This window comes from Vibrio sp. CyArs1 (assembly GCF_022432925.1).
In the GTDB taxonomy this organism is placed as follows: domain Bacteria; phylum Pseudomonadota; class Gammaproteobacteria; order Enterobacterales; family Vibrionaceae; genus Vibrio; species Vibrio mediterranei.
Map to the genome: position 1 here is coordinate 1 of NZ_JAKRBO010000005.1, position 17275 is coordinate 17275.

Below are 17275 nucleotides of genomic sequence, written 5' to 3' on the forward strand. Positions count from 1 at the left end.
TCAAAGTCAGTAAGTGAATGTCCCTGATCTGATCGTAAGATTCTGATTTAGTTCATTCGATTTCGGCAACAAAGCCCATAATACTGCCCAGTGTTCTAGGAATAAGTTGTTTGGGTTTATTTCAGCAAGATACTTAGATTCGAGATTTTTTAAGCTTGAACTGTTTCATGGTGGTCATAAAAAACAAGATCACCGCTAGACAGCAATACATCATTCCTAAATCCGCTTGTGTCTTAACCCATACATTTGCTAAACCCCCTCCGATAATACCCGCAAATAACATTTGAATAGCCCCTGCGTAAGCAGATACAAGACCTGCTTTATCCTTATAGGGCATAAGTAGCATGGTCATGGAAACAGGTAACAAGATCCCCTGAGCTACAGCAAAACCCGTAAAGCCACCAAGCGTATTAATAACGGTCATTTCTGCGAACAAAAACCATACGCCAGAAAGCAATAAGATGCAGATCGCCAGTATAAGAGTACTGAATGTGCTCACTTTTCCATTTAACATACTCGCAATTCCTGATCCCATCAGTAATCCTAATGATGGGATAATAACCACTTCACCATACTCAGATGCTGTTAAGCCAAGGTCTTTTTGCAAGAGAAAAGGAAATATGGTCAATGTAACAATGCTTCCTAGATAGGTGAGCCAGTTGTAACTCGCGTTCGAAAACACCTGAAAATTGCGCGCTATTAATGAGTAGGCCTTAAGCACCCTAGCAATCTCAAATTTCTTTTTAGCGTGTGGTAATGTTTCTGGAAAAGCAAACCAAGCGAAGCCTAAAGTCACTGCGACATAAAGCGTAATAAGAGCAAATACAGATTGCCATCCCAAATGTATCGTCAACCAACCGCCAAGCACAGGCGAAATAATCGGCACTATCGAGCTTATTACGACAAGGTATGAGAGGGCCTTTGATAAATCCGCTCCTTCATATTTATCGCGAATGATGCTTTTCCCTAAAACGGAGCAACTTCCCGCTCCAACTCCTTGTATTAAACGCCCAAAGGCCATCGCATCAACGTTTGATACGGATACATAACTCACGATGGCACCGATTAGAAAAATGCTCTGTCCCAATATGAACGTCGTTCTGCGCCCTCGAAGATCAGAAAATGGCCCCAAAAACAATTGCGACAATCCAAAACCAATCAGAAACAGAGAAACGAGTTTTTGTGACTGCTCGGGCTCCACGGACAGATCTGTACTTATCATTGGTAATGATGGGAAGATAATGCTTGCGGCCATCTGGCCCGTTGCCATGACCATCAAGGCTAGTATTAAGGGCTCCTTATTAAAAGAGGATTTTTTCATACTATTAGTTCCCATTCTAAGCAACTTTACGCTTTATAAAATGCATCGACAATCGAAATACTTGCGATAGTTTGCATTCGCTCCATGACAGAGACATGTTCCTGTTTATTCTTAGCACCACATGCATCATCCAAAATAGTTACATTGTAATCTCGGTCGTGCGCTTCTCGAGCAGTCGCTTCAATTGCCCATGCACTGCTCACTCCACTAAGCACAATATTTTGCACATGGTTAGCACGGAGAACGGCCTCTAGTTGGGACGAATAAAAAGCATTAATACGCGGTTTGATAACTACTATGTCGTTATCGGTTAAGTCAATATCTTGATGGAACTCACCTCCCCAAGAGCCCAACTGTAAAGCTTCAAGTTTTTCGTTAGCAATGAAGAATGGTGAACCAGAATGATTGAGGATATAAGATTTATCGTATCCGACCTTCATAAATATAATGAGGTGCCCACTCTGTCGAGCTAAAGCAATAGCCTTGTTGGTTTTTTCTATCACTTGATGGGCTTTAATATAATCACAGCAACCAGGCATTTTGCCGTTTTCGTGAATTAAATCATTAACCATATCAATTACAAGTAGAGCAGAAGTCATTACGTAGTATCCTTTTTATTTGGGTTTCAGTTTGGATAAAAGTCTTACGTTAAGAGTGTTACAACACCCTCTAAAACATTAGAATTTCCCGTTTTGAAGAGCCATTTTAGCTGGGCTTTCTGGTATAGCGTTCTGGACAAACCTTTTTACAAGCGCTTTATTGGTCTGCTCCATCGGTCATATAGTTTTTGCTCATAGAGGAGTCTATTCCTATCACTCGAATCAAGCTCTTGCGGAGGAAGTTTCGAGAGGCTAATTACCCACCATGAAAAACCACAATAGCCATTCGTTTTACAAAGTCTGGGAATTGTTTATCGTATCCTTTCCAGTCAGCATATTGTTCAAGCTTGATCTGTTGAGGCAAGGTACTAATTAAGCCAAATACAGCATGGGGGCCTTGGCTCTCAAGGGCAGTTCGCATTGGTCCCTCAACTGCAGTCTTCAAGTCGTTTAACATTTGAACGTACTCGGTCATAGCAGTCAGACTATTACCAGGCATATGTGCATCAATAACGTAACTTGGTTTCCAGCTTTCAATCATTTCAAGAATTTTTATGACACCAAGGAAGTTAGTGTCTTGTCGTGTGTCTGCAAAAATGAATTCACGGTAATTGTACATATCTGCACTAAAAGCAACCTTTGCATCCGGCACCCAGTAGATTGAGGTTGCCATGCCATCACCAGGGACAGTATGGAAAATCTCAACAGATTTACCGCCCAAATCAATCTTAAGCGAATCTGAGAACTCAATATCAACAGCAGGTACTGGCATGACGGCTGTTGTGGAAAATACATCCTTGCATGTCTCATGACAAATTACCTGAGCGTCCTCAAACACCTCGGTACCGCCTACATGATCAAAGTGCTCATGACTAAGACCCACATACGTCACTGGCAGTTCAGTGAGTTTAGCAATTTCAACTTTCAAGCCTTCAGCACGCTGCGAGTTAGCAGAGTCCGTCACGAGAACGCTCTCATTCCCAATGACGACTAAGCTTGAGTAGAAACCGGCAAAGTACTGATACACACCATCAGCAACTTTGGTCATCGTTGGCGGTGTACCTTTGAACTCTTCGGCGTGTAGGGCTGTCCCACTTATCAAGAGAAGGCTTGCAGCTAAGTTAATCAGGAGTTTTTTCATCATCATTCCTCTTTCTGGTGTTGCTGAAAGAGTACAGGCCTGCCAAAATATAAAAAAGACACAATTAGTTGATAATATACATGTCGAAATTTAATGTTTTGAACGTAGATGGAAAACTACTTTCTATTTTTTGTGCGGTGTACGAAGAAGGCTCAATATCAAAAGGCGCAGCACGGCTAGGGTTGAGCCAACCTGTAGTGAGTCATTCGTTAGAGCGACTTCGCCTAGCTTTGAATGACCCACTTTTTGTCCGCGCCGGACGCACTATTACACCAACAGAAAGAGCAAAGGTTCTTGCTCCTGAAATCTCAGAACTTGTTGATAGGCTGGTTAACTTGGCAGAGCCACACACGCACACTATCAAAGAAATAGATACACATTTTTGCCTCTCTGCAAATGATTTTGAAAGACAATTGATTGCCCCAAAACTCTCAAAAGAAATGTGGCAGTTAGCTCCAAAGGCAGGATTAAAACTCATCTCAGCGAATGAGTCTTTCATTGAAGACCTCAGAAGTCGAAAATGCGATCTTGTCGTGACCCCTTTAAATCTACCTAACCATTTGGACATACATTACACTCCATTATTCGAAGATAATTCTATGTTCTTTTTCGATCCGTCGGTAATTGGTGCAGAAGAGGTGTTGTCAAATTATGCTCGTCTAGAGCATGCTGTCGTCCGATTTGGCACCAATAAAACACAAATTGCGGATAGCGTTTTTGAGAACCTTGGGATTATTCGCAACGTTAAATTAGAAAGCCCTAGTTTCGAGGCATTAGCGATTATGATGAAAGGTACACCTTTGATTGCGACACTGCCATCCAAATTAAAACAAGGTCTATTTTCAGAGTTTGATTGTATCTCGTTGCCTTTTGAATTCCCTACAGTAAAATTCAAGATGGTTTGGCATAAGGCCACACATACATCTCCTACTCACAAATGGTTTAGGAGTATCGTTCGTACCAGCATTTCTAATAATTGAAACGAACAAGTTAAAAGTTAGTTTAATTGCTTTAGTTTGAATTTATTGGCTGATTCGCTTTCGCCCTATAGTGATACTTTTCCTATCAATTAATCCCCCAGCTCCTAAAGAACAATGACTTTACAAACAGATTTTTCCGTATTGAGCAATCTCTTGAAAGATTCATGACTTAGCGATCAGAAGGAAAAATCTACCTTAAATCGCCTTTTTTGTTTTAGGAACTCTATCAAGGTACGCGTTTTCAGTGGCATTAAAGCCTTATTTTGATATACAGCATACAATGGGATGGTGACATCATGAACATTAGGAAGGATTCTAACTAACTCACCACTAGCTAACTCATCATTAACCACGATACTAGGCAGAATACCAAAACCAATATGGTTTTTCAGAAACCCTTTCAGAGAGTTGGATGTGCTAACCTGTACTTTGGGCTTGTGGTTTAGTTTGATCTTCTCACCTTGCGATGACGTTAACGTTAAGCATTTGTTACCATGCACTATCTCATGACTCACCCAGTCGAGTTTAAGCAGGTCTTGCGCTGACTGTAACTCATCAAAGTGCTTTAAGTATTTAGGCGAAGTACAAAGAATATCGGTAAACTCACCAAATTTGATTGCATATAGGCTGGAATCTTCGAGCTCGGAGGAGGAGCGAATAGCAATATCACAGCGAGACTCAATCAAGTTGATGTACCTGTCGCTTTCAATAATGTCGAGCTGAATTTGGGGATGTTGGCTAAGAAACTCACTGAAGATGTTGATGTATGCTGTACCATCACTTGGAGTCGAAACTCGTATCACGCCACTCGGTTCACGACTAATGCTTTGTGCCTCTGTGTTGGCTTGTATCGCCAACTCTTGAATGTCGTGACACTTTTCATAATAACGCACTCCAGAGTCAGTAAGCGATAAGGAGCGCGTGGTGCGATTAAGCAAACGTGTATTTAACCCTTGCTCAAGCTTAGTGATAATTTGTGAAACTCGCGCTTTACCAATCCCTAACTCTTCTGCCGACTGGGTAAAAGATCGAGTTTCAACCACCTTCGCAAATACCATCATATCATCAATCGAGATCATTTAATTCACACTGTTTATTTATACTTAACAATTAGTTTATCCAAAAGCTAATTATCTAGCAAAAAATAAACTATATAGTTAACTCAACTATTAGTCGCAAGACAATCAGTTTTACACTAAATGAACGGAGAATAACTATGTCAGAGCGTAAATTACTCGTTACTGGAGCTTCAGGTAAACTTGGTAGGCAAGTAGTGTCATACTTACTCAATGAATTACAAATCGCACCGAGTCAGCTGATTGTCACAACTCGTAAAACGGATAGTTTAGTAGATCTAGTGACAAAAGGTGTTGATGTGCGTGAAGCCGATTTCGCCAATCCAGACTCACTTGAACAGGCTTTTTGTGGTGCAGATAACCTACTACTCATCAGCATTGATGCTGTCGGTCAACGTAGCAAGCTACACTACAATGCCATCAAAGCAGCGGAAAAAGTAGGCGTAAAACACGTTACTTATACTTCTATGCCATCAGCGGACACTTCACCTGTTGTGTTCGCGTATGAACACGTTAACAGTGAAAAAGCGATTGCGGACAGCACAATTCCAACTTGGACGATTTTGCGTAACAATTGGTACTATGAAAACTTGTATGAGTTCTCGGCTAGTGTACTTCAAAGCTTTACATGGTTAACGGCAGCTGCACAGGGTCGTAGCGCTCAAATTAGTCGTGCAGATCTCGCTTATGCGGCTGCCAGTTCACTTGTCAAAGGCTTGAAAGGTAAAAAGACGTTAACGTTGAATGGACCAAAATCACTAACAACAGAAGATATGGCAAAAGCGATTGACTCTGTATTAGGCAAGGTAATCAATGTTGTGTACCTCTCTGATGAAGATTATAAAAGGCACTTGGAAGAGTTACAGCTACCTAGAGGTCTAGTGGCGATGATTACCACTATGGATCAACACGGCCGTGGAAATTACTCAGATGGTAGTAGCGAAGAGTTCGAGGAGTTGACAGGAAAAAAACCGCAAACCTTCACCGCTTGGCTTGAAGAGAATCGCTCCTCATTGCTAAAAGTCGCTAATCAAGTTTAGCTCTTATGATTAGTAACCTATTACTTATAAACAAGTTTTAACTCAATCCCTAACGTCTCGGCTAACAGTGGGGCACTTTTTCTCTAATCCCAATAAAATGCTAAACAGCGCTTGCATTGTAAGTCGTGATTTAACACCGTACTTTACTACACACGTAATGGTTACTGTTTACCACAAGTTAGCATTTACAGATCAGTGTTGATGTGAAGTATCCAAGCACACCTTTGCCCATTATGTGTTTTCAACGTTATAGGTAATCATAAGTAAATCTAATATGAGCAAGCCTCGATTAGACGAGACTTGCGATTGAGGTATGGAATAGCTGCTATTTAATCGGAAGGTAAACCTCAGTCAATAGTTCGCATTCATCTACTTCGTGCACAAAATCTAAATAGCTGAAGAATACAGGAAACTCTCGAAGCTCCTCACCACTTTTGGGTAGCCATTGTTGGTAGAGCTGATATATCGTAGTTCCAATCGTATCATGGCTTCCTTTATGCAACACCATTGCGCAACGTCCTGCTGGAATGGCCCCTGCTTTTACTGAAAATGGGTTATCAGGGACTTCTCCACTATGACTACCGCAGATATCAAATCGAAACTCTTCTTCTCGAGTCTGGTTTGGATCTCCATAGGGAATACCGAAGGTTTTGCTAGTTTTTATTGGTGAGAGGCCTGTCGATTTTCTCCATTCAATAAACCTAGCTGCCGTTTCAAAAACCCTTTGTGGGTTTCCTCGGTGCTCAATATAAGCGATAGGTTGTTCGGCAAAATCTACAATATTTACATCCACAATATGCTCCCCTAAGGTAGGTGGCTTAAATTCATATTTTGAGTGTCATCAACTCGCACTGCTGAATCAGGCAGGGAAACAATGTGGTTTGCTAAGTTAGAAATAACTCCATTGCGGATATGCCGAGAGGTATGTTTGCTCCGGTCGAGTGTCATTACTGTAGGCACATCAAGGCACAAGTAACAACTGATTCTGTTATGCCTTTATGTACTAGTATTCATATCGTTTGGTTGCATCACACATCGATGTTCAACGATTGCGATAGCTTGACGCTCATCTCTCTATTTTATGACCTTACCGAACGTTAGGAACTTTGCCGTTTCTTTAGTAGGTTAATTTCTTTGAACTTAGCGCGTGTTCGAACATAGTTAGCTAAGGCTTTCTCTTGGATGCGCGCTAATCTAATAACACTAATTATATTAATCTTTAATGGTGCTTGAATCGAAAATACCATTGTTGGTATGTCTGATATAAGGTTGTGATAACCAAGGTTTGCTAAGATATCGCACTCGTAGCTTTTACTTATCAAGTTACAAGATATACAAATATTTACATATTTAAGTTTTCCTATGATGAAGAAATTGAAGTCATCTCTTCCACACTGGACCTCGGTGAAGTCAAATTCTAGTAAGGAAGTGGAGATTGTTTCAATATGATGATCAACAAAGAAGCTCATAATTTTCCCTTTTTGATATAGCACTATACCCTGACTAGTAGTGTTGTTATAACGAGTAGACGTATCTTGCTTAACTATAACTTAGACTCTATATGTTTTTTAATATCACCAAAAATCAACTTCTTTAGATATCAATTGCAGCACCTTTATCAAACCAATAGCCTTGATATCCCCAAAAAATTTTATTTAGGTTGATTAACATTTTGAATGTCGACGTAGATTCAACATGTTCCATGATTATTTTTTCCGGTCTGATTTGTACGAAGGCCTCTAATGCATCAAATTCTCTTTCGCAACTTGGGGATTGAATTTTTATGAATTCATATAGTTTCATTTCCAGTTCATTAGCACGAAAGTCTGACTTGTAAATATCATAATCATCCACTGCCATCACTACGCCATTCTGTTTTAGTAGAATAAGGCCTTCTATGATTCGTACACAGTTCTCACAGACATTTCGCTCAGTGATTTCCACAACAAGCCTGATTTGTTTTTCTAACAGGTAGTTATTTAACTCGATCAGTCCCGACAACAGGGTTATATCACAGAGATTACTTCGCTCAAGGTTGAGGAACATGTGTTTTCCTGACCAATCACATTTAAACGTGCCATGCTCAATGGCAACTTTGATTCGTTCGAGTAAATAATTGGCTGAGGATGAGAACATTAAATCTTGATGAAAATTTGGGTCAAGCGAAGTCTCTCGACTTCTCTTTGAATCAATCAAAATCTCATACCCTAGACATTGACCTCTTACACTATATACACCTTGCATTTTATACTGGAAACTTATGCTACTTTCTATAGTGCTTGTAATAAACCTATCTATTTGCGTACACATAAATGATATTCTCTTCTACTGTCTTTGTTGATTATGAAAAATGTTTGGGTCGCAAATGGCCGCTAGGTATTATGATTTAGCATGATAGATTTCGAACATAATTTAGAGAACGACATTGCTTATATGTTGATGCTGATATATTAAGGGTAATTCGTGAACACCATTTTAATGAAAAGACTCATAGAAGTTAGATGAAAGAAGCTCAAATCAATTCGAAAGTTGAAGATTTCTATCTAACGATGCTCTACAAAATTCCTTTTAAATAAATAACATTATGCAGATAATTCTTAAAATTTACGACTCATGATAGTTTCTTTGCTAACCTATTATATACTGTCGTCATGGACAGTCATAGGCGACTAAATGATCAGAACGTTAGCTACGCTTACCACATAATTGAAAGCTTGCTACACTAGAATAGCTACTTTTCATTTGGGGATCCCATATTTTCAAATGATAGCTAACACCGCTTTTCATTACTCTAATGATATCACTACTGGAACAATAACTGTCCGTGACTTTAACAAGTAACGACTTCATATCTGCTTTAACATCTACCGGTGAAATGAACTCTATATAGATGTCGGTATTTGTCGCATAAGACTTCACAAATCCATCTGCGCTATTAGCTGCATTTATAATTGACGCTCTATTCTTCGCTATCATTGCTGTGGTCTCCTTTTGGCTTGAAGATGAACAGCCTAATAACGACATTAGGCTAATCAGCATAACGAATAGTAATAAATGTGTGGTTCTGATCACTAAAGCAACCTATTTAAATTAGTTTGACATGTAACTATGGCACGAATCATATGCCAAAAAAACATGTATTACATTAAGATTAACTAACTAGAAAAACATGTTTTTCTAATGTATTCCTGTGTCAATCCTGGAGAAAATAGTGTGGCTTAAAACTTCTAAGCAGTATTAATTCACAAAGAGATAAATTTAATAAGATGAAGTACAGTAAAATAGCTAAAGCAATCATTCTTGCAAATATCGGAACGTCGGCAGCTTATGCTGGTATCGATCAAGTTGTGGGTGCAGATGGGTATAGTATGCCCAAGGATAACTTTGTAGTTAATGTGATTGACTATTGGGTCTCTAACTCGTCAGAGAAGCTGATTGACGTATGTTTATATAGTGATGCTGATAAAACTAACCTGTTAGAATGCAAGTCTGGAAACAATATCATGTCACTTGATGGGGGGACAACGGGTCAGGGTACAGTTAGTATTAAGATACCAGGTGATAAGTTACCTACTGGAGAGTTTAAAATTTGGGCTACAGGAAGTGATGGAAATAGCAATTCATTTGTAAAAGCACCTGAAAGTTGGGACGCTTTTAGTATTAAAGATGGTGGTACGACAGAGCCTAATAAGCCAAATGAATTTGATTACGAAACTAGCATCACAGGTTCGACGCAACAACCGTCTAATGCAGACTCGTCGCCAGTAATTCGCGCTGAAGGTGATAATTTAAAAACAGCCGGATACTTCTCTGATTGGGCACAATATGACAGGCAGTTTGCATTAAGTGATGTAGACGAAACAAGTTATACAGATCTTGTTTATTCATTCTTCGGTATATGTGGTGATAGAGGTCTGGCTGGAGCGGAAGTCGGTTCAACAGAAAAATCTCAGAAAGTTAAAGAGTCCTGTGACTCTTTAGAAAAGCCAGAAGGTTCGGTTGTATCACTTGATCACTGGGGCTCATTCCAATCAGCTAACGCTTATGATCCTGGCTATGACTACAGCGAGTTATACGACGGAAACCTCACAAAAGAAAAATGGTCTCAATTAAATTCATCTAATGTTAGAGGCGTTTTTGGTGAATTAGTTAAGTTGAAAACAGACCAACCCGACATTAATATTGGTCTTAGTATTGGTGGTTGGACGCTATCAGAACCATTCCATCGAGTAGCTGCTGACGAGACACTAAGACAGAACTTTGCCGATTCAATTGTTGAACTTTTAAATAAATTTAAAGTTAACGGAAAACCGCTATTCACATCTTTTGATATTGACTGGGAATTTCCTGGGCATGGTGGCGAGAGCGGCGCATTTGAAGAGGACGATGGAAGTAACTTTGTATCTCTACTACAAACGCTAAGAGATACACTAGATAGCAACGGTTATAACTCCATCCAATTATCTTCAGCTGTAGGTGCTACTTCTGAGTATATTAACTATATTGGTAAAGATAACTATCTTAAACTAGCAGGAGAAAATGGCCTCTTAGATAAGTTATATTTGATGAATTACGATTATTGGGGAGCATGGGATACAACCCTCGGACATCATTCAAATTTATATGGTAGTTCAGTTTCTAGTGATTCTTCTGAGAGTAGTAATAGTGCATCAAAAGCTGTTGAACTGCTAGCATCATGGGGAGTCGAGAAATCGAGAATGATGTTGGGAGTAGCCAATTACTCGCGTGGTAAACAAGGGACTATTACTGTTGATGGTCAACCATTTGAGGCAGAATCAGTTACAGATACTTTAGTATTCGGCACATACCCTGATGCTCCAAGTGTTGTAGAAGGCTATGATCTTTATGGAAATATGTCAGGTTCCGATTTACGAGGTGACAATGGTTTCCAGCTATATACTGATGTAGACAATAATGCAGACTATTATTACAACGCAAATACTAACGTATACTATTCTATTGATACCCCAAGAACTGCTGCTATGAAAGCGAAATATGTAAAGGATAATGGATTAGCAGGAACGTTTGTTTGGACAGTTGAACAGGACTATAAAGGTATTACCGTAGATTCGATTAACCTGGCTTATGGTCATCAACTATCTGGCTCTGATAGTTATACAGTAGAACAAATCGAGGAGTTTTCACAGACTTGTGGTGTAAATGTGTCAAACTCCGACTGTGCTGATCTTATTGATCCTCCTGAGTTAATCTCAGTGGCTGCGATAGATGGTCCTACACCAAAGGCGTCTCAAAAAGTTGTAACTACAATTACAACTACTCAAGGTCAAGTACATAAAATCAATACCGTATTTAATAATAATCCGGAATCTTACGGCTGGCAGCACGTGGTTGCTAACAACATTAATAAGGCCGGGATCCGTAACGTAAAAGCGGGAGAAAAAACTGCTGATGGTGAAATTTCAGTCGTTAATGGAAGTGGATACCGTAATTTAGTTTGGGGTCCTGAAGGAACCAAGGTTGATATGGAATTACTCGAAGATAATATTGTTCTATTATCTTCAATAACTGGGCAAACGCCGAACTCGAATCAAAAGATCGTAACAACTATAACAACAGTCGATGGAGATACTCATAAAGTTGAAACTGTCTTTAATAACAATCCGCAATCTTATGGTTGGCAACAAAGTGTGGCTAATAATATCAACAATGCGGGAATCGAAAACGTTAAGGCTGGCGAGCAAAAAAGTGATGGTTCTATCGTTGTTATAAATGGCAGTAGCTACAGAAACAAAATATGGGGACCACAAGGTACTTCTATTAAGCAAGAGTTGGTTGAAGATCAAGTTACAATGGTTTCTGGTATTTACGGGCCGACTCCTGAAGCTGGACAAACGGTCACTACAACAATAGAACTGCCTGATGGAAACTCAACTCAGGTGGAAACCAAGTTCAATAAAAAACCCGAATCATATGGTTGGCAACATGTTGTAGCGAACAAAATTAATGCTATGAAAATTCCAGGGATAATTGCTGGTGAACAAAAAAGTAACGGTGACATTAAAGTTATTGTTGGCAGTAGTTATAGAAATAAAGTTTGGGGGCCAGAAGGAACGATTGTAACCTATGAAATTAACTAGGTAAATTTAAATAAAAATATGCGGATCATTTTGATCTGCATATTGTTTAATAGTTTTTTGATGTTATAATTTGGCAAGAATGGAATCGTAATCACAACGTTTAGTTGAAATATAGAAACAAACAAGTGCTTATAAAAATATAAGATTGCACTTTTGCTATGCATGTGAAGTGAATGGCATAACAGGGGAGATATACCTTCACTAATCCATGCTATATGGACGATTTAACTATGCACCAAAAAACTAGAGAAGCAATTTTACGTAACAATAGGATTAAACTTGATTGGCTTTACGTATTCTATCTTGTAGTTAAAAAAGGAAGTTTTACATCTGCGGCAGATGAACTAGATATAACAGACTCTTCAATAAGTCAGGTAATAAAAAAGCTATCTTCTGCACTAGGAGAGCCGTTGTTTGTGAAAAATGGAAGAAAAACAACACCTACCAAATATGCTATATTTCTGTTCCAAAATATCAAAGAGCATATTGAAGGTATTTATTTTTCGTTAACAGAAAATGACACTATTAAAGTCACAATGCATAAGGATTTTTTGTTTGCGCTTTCAACATTGGATCTTGATACCACTTTTATGTTCACTAAGTATGATGATGGATGCATTAACAATGCACTTGAATTTCAAGATGCAGATGTCATTATCAATACAACGCATCCAATATCGAATAATAAATTTGTTATACATAAATTATCAAAGCTGTCATTAGTTTATGTAAAAGGAACTCAGAGTCCTTTGTCTGAAGATGACTCGTTTGTTTTCATCCGTGATTTTGAGTACAGTTGTCTTCCACAATTAGTTGATTTTGATAAAAATATCAAAGAAGTTGACAGCCTAAGTGAGGCTGTACTCAGGGTAAAACTGAGTAACGATTATACGGTGATTCCTCTGTTTTATTACGATCTCTATAAAGATATACTTAACTTAACCATTGTAGAAGACATGCCTGTCATTAAACATTCTTTATACTTATACCATAAAAATGGAAACAGAAATATCAAAGAAATATCCAGGTTGAAAACTTACATAAATAATCTTTTAGATGAAAAGTCGATAGTTTTATCTAAAAAATACTCTGAACTTTATAAGCAATAATACACAGTATTTTAAGATTTTTACATTAAAGAATGTCAGCTCTGTGATATAAGGCGAACGGAGGATATTGATAAGATATGTTAAGTTTTCATATGTATGGTACAATTCTGTAAAATATCAAACAATATACTAGGCATTACGCAATAGATTATTACATTTTAAATTATGCGTAACGTATTTTGTCTTACGATAAGAAAAAAGGTTACAATAACCATAGTACCTCTGTAGTATTTTTGAATGTATGAACTTTCTACTTAAATAGATCTGGGCTATAGATTTTGCTCAATGTTCTTCTACATACAAGAGGCAGTTACCGGATGAACGACCTGGCTATAGTGCTTATTCTGTCTCTTAAGCTACACGCCGAAATGTTTCATGAAACTATTGACCAGACAAACGGTTTAAAAGATTCAGAATAGAGAATACTTACCTACTCTTTCTGAAAGATAGTTTTTGTAGATGTTCCTTTCTAAGAAAGCAACTCCGACACATGCGGTGAGTTGCTTTCTTAACCCTATTCGCTCGGTATTAACCCTTTTAACCTATACGTCATGTACTGAAATTTACTTGTTGCTCTGGGTGTTTGTTTAGTACTTTTGTATCTGTGACACATGATAATATCAGCGCTATTGCATAAATGTTTAGAGTATCGTTTTCACCGTATAGTTTGACGACACTTGAAAAGTGGTTTGGTATTGATTGCTACCTTATAAAAAATTTTAAAGTGTCCTTAGTGATAGACTGACGCGGTTTACCTTGAAGGCTGGAGTAGAAATTATTTTACCTACACCAGTTAGTGGTTCTATCCCTAGATTCTGGCATGGAATTAAACTACTGAATAAATGTCTCTGAGCTAATAGTAAAATTCTGATTTAGTTAGGTCGACTTCTTAGAAAAAGCCCCTAGTAGCATACGAATAATTCTAGAGATACAAGGGGATATTCTCAACGTACCTGGTCTAATAATTATTGCTTGATTTGAATTCATTAAATCTAGGCATTTCAAACTAAAGTTAGTTTTTATGACTAGGTTTAAGGTTAGTCGTGACTTAAACCTGGTCAGTCATATGGAATACGCTATTGGAAAAATAATTGTTGTTGGAGTAAGGATAGCTAGTAAGAATGTTAGTAAAACTTAACGTAAGATAAAGATTTAACTATGGTAAGGCGAATAGAAAAGTGGAGAATAGTTGAAAAAAACACTATGTCAGTTGATCCATATTAGTTTTAAAATTGGTATTTATTGTGATTAAATTAATAATGACATTATTATTGTTGTTAACCACTCAAATGGCACGTTCATTTGAATATGCAAGTGAGATATATAAGAATGAAAATTCTGAAATTAAAGTATATGAGGCGGTTGGACCTGAACAAAAATTCGAAAAGATCAAAGCTGCTAAGTTTGAGATCTTAAATGAAGAAATGATATCAGATCAGACATCGAATGGATTTAGATTGAATGATATAAAAGTTGTCGATACATCTGAAGGGATAGAAATCTCAAATTACTCCCCTCGGTCTTTTAATGAGGTTGTGTTGTCTGATGGTGTTGATGCGTATTTACTAGATATTGAGCTTCTTCCTCGAAGAAAGATTAATATAGCTTTGGATAAAAATATAAACGATTTGGTTTTCCTTGATCCAAACAACCAGTTTGAATCATCTCCATTGTTTTTTGATCAGTCAGTCAACTCTGTCGACAAGAATAGCTATGAGTTAGTATTGAATCATCTTAAATACCTATATTCTAAGGAGGAAGTGAAAGAAAGATTCTTTAACACATTTATGAACGAAAACTATAATCAGGCTTTGAGTATCGAAGCATGGTATAAATTGATGACATACAATGTGCCAAAAGAATATAAAGCGAGACAAGGTCTAGACTCTAGCTCTGCAACGCAATACTGGTTAAGCATTAACTGGCTGCTCGATGTTTTTAACCAAAATAAAGATGACACACGAATATATGCTGACTTTTCAAGGGCAAGTGCGATTACGCTAGGTGAAAATTCAAGTGATATTTTAGTAAATGAATGGCCTTTAATAATTGAGGATTTAGTAAAAAACGCAAAGGATGAAGGTAGTATTGAATCAGGAAAGCTGACAAAAGAATCTTCTAATCTATACGCATATTATAATTCCTCGACTAAATCGTTGAAGATATTTGTTAAAGAAGGGGTTAAGGTAGACAAAATACAAGCGATTGGTAAAGCAAAGTCCCTAGAGGGATCAGGAGTACAGGATGGAAGGTTTTTACTAAACCCATTAGAACAAACCAATGATCCAATTTTGGTCTCTATCTATGGTGATGATAATTACTTTTCTTATGTTATCGACAACACTGACTTAAGTACCTCAGAAAATACAACTATTGACGATTATATAACTATCGGCGATAGAAACTTCAATATTGAAGATGAGCTAATAGAAAATTATTACTACTTTATTCCAGTCCAGGATTCAGTAGTATACACTGATTCAATCCGTTCTACCGATGATGAGTATTATAATAAAGATGATATTGGTAAATATACAAATATCAAATTGTATGTTAAAAACCTGGAGAATGGAACATTCGAGACGGTAAAAGTAAAAGGTTCAATCGGTGACAAGTATGCGATTGACAACTCTGCAAATGACGGTGGAGGTTTGCATTTTAGCTTGGTAGAAGAAAGCTTAGATTTACTACCAGATGGTAGGTATAGTGGTGTTGTTTTGTTAAATATTAGCAAGTTTCCGGCAGACGACGGTTTCAAAAAACAAATCCGATTGAAGGTTGATTTTTCTAAGTATAATTACAATTCGGGAATTAAAAATAACGTATGGTCGAGGAATTATAGTAGTGAAACTCCTTCAGGAAATTCCTCAGTTTACTTTTATATAGAGAATCAACCAAAAAATGTTGTTTCTTCTACAGGCCCAAGAAATCCTAGTAAGGCACTGTGGAGTGGTGCCAATGGTAAAACGAATATACAGGTAAAAGTCAGGGGAGATGATGGGAAAGAATACTCGCTGGATGTGTTTGGTCAAAAAAAATTCGGTAATAAAGGAATTAGAATGGAAGATGGAGTTCAGCGTGGTTATGGCCAAATGAAAATTGCGTTAGATAAATATAACTATAGTTATTATAACCTACCTAAAGACCAATTTTATAGAGGTAACTTTATAGTTACAGCTGACGGTTGGCATGATTCTAACTATTCACAGATAATACCAGTTGATCTTTCATTCTTTTCAGAAGATAAGAAGAAAAACGCAGATTTTTTAAAGTTAGGCGAGTGGTCAAAGAATTATAGTCAAATGACTCCCTCTGGTAATTCATCTGTCTATTTTTATATCGATAACTATCAAGACAATGTTATTGAGAGCAATGGCCCACGTAAACCTAGTCAAGCTTTATGGAGTGGAAGTTCCGGCAAAACATCGATTAAAGTAAAAGTAGAATCAGATGATGGTGAAATATACCAACTAGATTTGATTGGATACAAAAAGTTTGGTAATCGTAATATTAAAATGGAAGACGGTGTCCAAAGAGGATACGGGCAAATGAAAGTGGTGATAGATTATGATAGTGAATCCTATATAAATTTACCCAATGGTAAGCGATATCAAAGTGAAATATTGATTATAGCTAAAGGTTGGCATGACAATACATTTGAAAAAAGTATATTAGTTGACTTAGATTTTGATAAATAACGTTATATTAGAAATTATTAAGTATGGGTTTAGGGTGTGTAATGTATTCCTTATCGTAGTATAAGTATAATTCGTCTGATCGCGAATTAAGGTATGCTGTAATGAAATATCTGATTGAGAAATTCTTGAATGAAAATACATTTACGAACAAAAAACAAAGAAGTGAGGTTCAGGTTGTAGTCGGGAAAAATA

Annotated in this window: 10 protein-coding genes and 1 pseudogene; 5 read left to right on the forward strand and 6 right to left on the reverse strand. The window is 37.5% G+C overall.

From position 1 onward, the window contains the following. Positions 1-133 precede the first annotated feature (133 nt). The 3 genes from MMA19_RS15355 to MMA19_RS15365 form a co-directional block, all read right to left on the reverse strand. Positions 134-1321 (reverse strand): multidrug effflux MFS transporter, encoded by a 1188-nt coding sequence (locus MMA19_RS15355; protein WP_240206584.1) that lies wholly within the window; start codon positions 1319-1321, stop codon positions 134-136. A gap of 26 nt (positions 1322-1347) precedes the next feature. Then, a complete protein-coding gene (locus tag MMA19_RS15360) occupies positions 1348-1920 on the reverse strand; it encodes an isochorismatase family cysteine hydrolase (RefSeq protein WP_240206585.1) in 573 nt (190 codons plus the stop codon). Positions 1921-2176: 256 nt separating this feature from the next. After that, on the reverse strand, positions 2177-3064 hold the full coding sequence (locus MMA19_RS15365) for an MBL fold metallo-hydrolase (RefSeq protein ID WP_240206586.1): 888 nt from the start codon (positions 3062-3064) through the stop codon (positions 2177-2179). 77 nt (positions 3065-3141) lie between these two features. On the opposite strand from MMA19_RS15365, the gene MMA19_RS15370 reads away from it, so the two are divergent. After that, positions 3142-4041: a LysR family transcriptional regulator gene (locus MMA19_RS15370; protein WP_240206587.1), complete on the forward strand. Its 900-nt coding sequence runs from the start codon at positions 3142-3144 to the stop codon at positions 4039-4041. A gap of 176 nt (positions 4042-4217) precedes the next feature. Here the strand turns inward: MMA19_RS15370 and MMA19_RS15375 are convergent, their stop codons facing one another. Beyond that, positions 4218-5120: a LysR family transcriptional regulator gene (locus MMA19_RS15375; protein WP_240206588.1), complete on the reverse strand. Its 903-nt coding sequence runs from the start codon at positions 5118-5120 to the stop codon at positions 4218-4220. Positions 5121-5257: 137 nt separating this feature from the next. Here MMA19_RS15375 and MMA19_RS15380 point away from each other — a divergent pair, with 137 nt between their 5' ends. After that, complete coding sequence (locus tag MMA19_RS15380; RefSeq protein WP_171391139.1) at positions 5258-6157, forward strand: NAD(P)H-binding protein; 900 nt, start codon at positions 5258-5260, stop codon at positions 6155-6157. 325 nt (positions 6158-6482) lie between these two features. Here the strand turns inward: MMA19_RS15380 and MMA19_RS15385 are convergent. Next, positions 6483-6995: pseudogene (locus MMA19_RS15385) on the reverse strand (GyrI-like domain-containing protein); the annotation flags it as partial. 755 nt (positions 6996-7750) lie between these two features. Then, positions 7751-8467 (reverse strand): EAL domain-containing protein, encoded by a 717-nt coding sequence (locus MMA19_RS15390; RefSeq protein ID WP_346657540.1) that lies wholly within the window; start codon positions 8465-8467, stop codon positions 7751-7753. Between the two features lie 956 nt (positions 8468-9423). On the opposite strand from MMA19_RS15390, the gene MMA19_RS15395 reads away from it, so the two are divergent. The 3 genes from MMA19_RS15395 (at position 9424) to MMA19_RS15405 (ending at position 17083) form a co-directional block, all read left to right on the forward strand. Next, complete coding sequence (locus MMA19_RS15395; protein ID WP_240206590.1) at positions 9424-12276, forward strand: glycosyl hydrolase family 18 protein; 2853 nt, start codon at positions 9424-9426, stop codon at positions 12274-12276. Between the two features lie 230 nt (positions 12277-12506). Then, complete coding sequence (locus tag MMA19_RS15400; protein ID WP_240206591.1) at positions 12507-13385, forward strand: LysR family transcriptional regulator; 879 nt, start codon at positions 12507-12509, stop codon at positions 13383-13385. Between the two features lie 1244 nt (positions 13386-14629). Beyond that, the gene (locus MMA19_RS15405; protein ID WP_240206592.1) at positions 14630-17083 is read left to right on the forward strand and encodes a hypothetical protein; all 2454 of its coding nucleotides are present in this window, start codon (positions 14630-14632) and stop codon (positions 17081-17083) included. The last annotated feature ends 192 nt before the right edge of the window (positions 17084-17275 follow it).

Bases quoted from the DNA above. Each gene is read 5' to 3' on its own strand.
- MMA19_RS15355 (WP_240206584.1), bottom strand. From the start codon at position 1,321: ATGAAAAAATCCTCTTTTAATAAGGAGCCCTTAATACTAGCCTTGATG.
- MMA19_RS15395 (WP_240206590.1), top strand. From the start codon at position 9,424: ATGAAGTACAGTAAAATAGCTAAAGCAATCATTCTTGCAAATATCGGA.
- MMA19_RS15390 (WP_346657540.1), bottom strand. From the start codon at position 8,467: ATGTGTACGCAAATAGATAGGTTTATTACAAGCACTATAGAAAGTAGC.
- MMA19_RS15400 (WP_240206591.1), top strand. From the start codon at position 12,507: ATGCACCAAAAAACTAGAGAAGCAATTTTACGTAACAATAGGATTAAA.
- MMA19_RS15365 (WP_240206586.1), bottom strand. From the start codon at position 3,064: ATGATGAAAAAACTCCTGATTAACTTAGCTGCAAGCCTTCTCTTGATA.
- MMA19_RS15375 (WP_240206588.1), bottom strand. From the start codon at position 5,120: ATGATCTCGATTGATGATATGATGGTATTTGCGAAGGTGGTTGAAACT.
- MMA19_RS15370 (WP_240206587.1), top strand. From the start codon at position 3,142: ATGTCGAAATTTAATGTTTTGAACGTAGATGGAAAACTACTTTCTATT.
- MMA19_RS15360 (WP_240206585.1), bottom strand. From the start codon at position 1,920: ATGACTTCTGCTCTACTTGTAATTGATATGGTTAATGATTTAATTCAC.
- MMA19_RS15380 (WP_171391139.1), top strand. From the start codon at position 5,258: ATGTCAGAGCGTAAATTACTCGTTACTGGAGCTTCAGGTAAACTTGGT.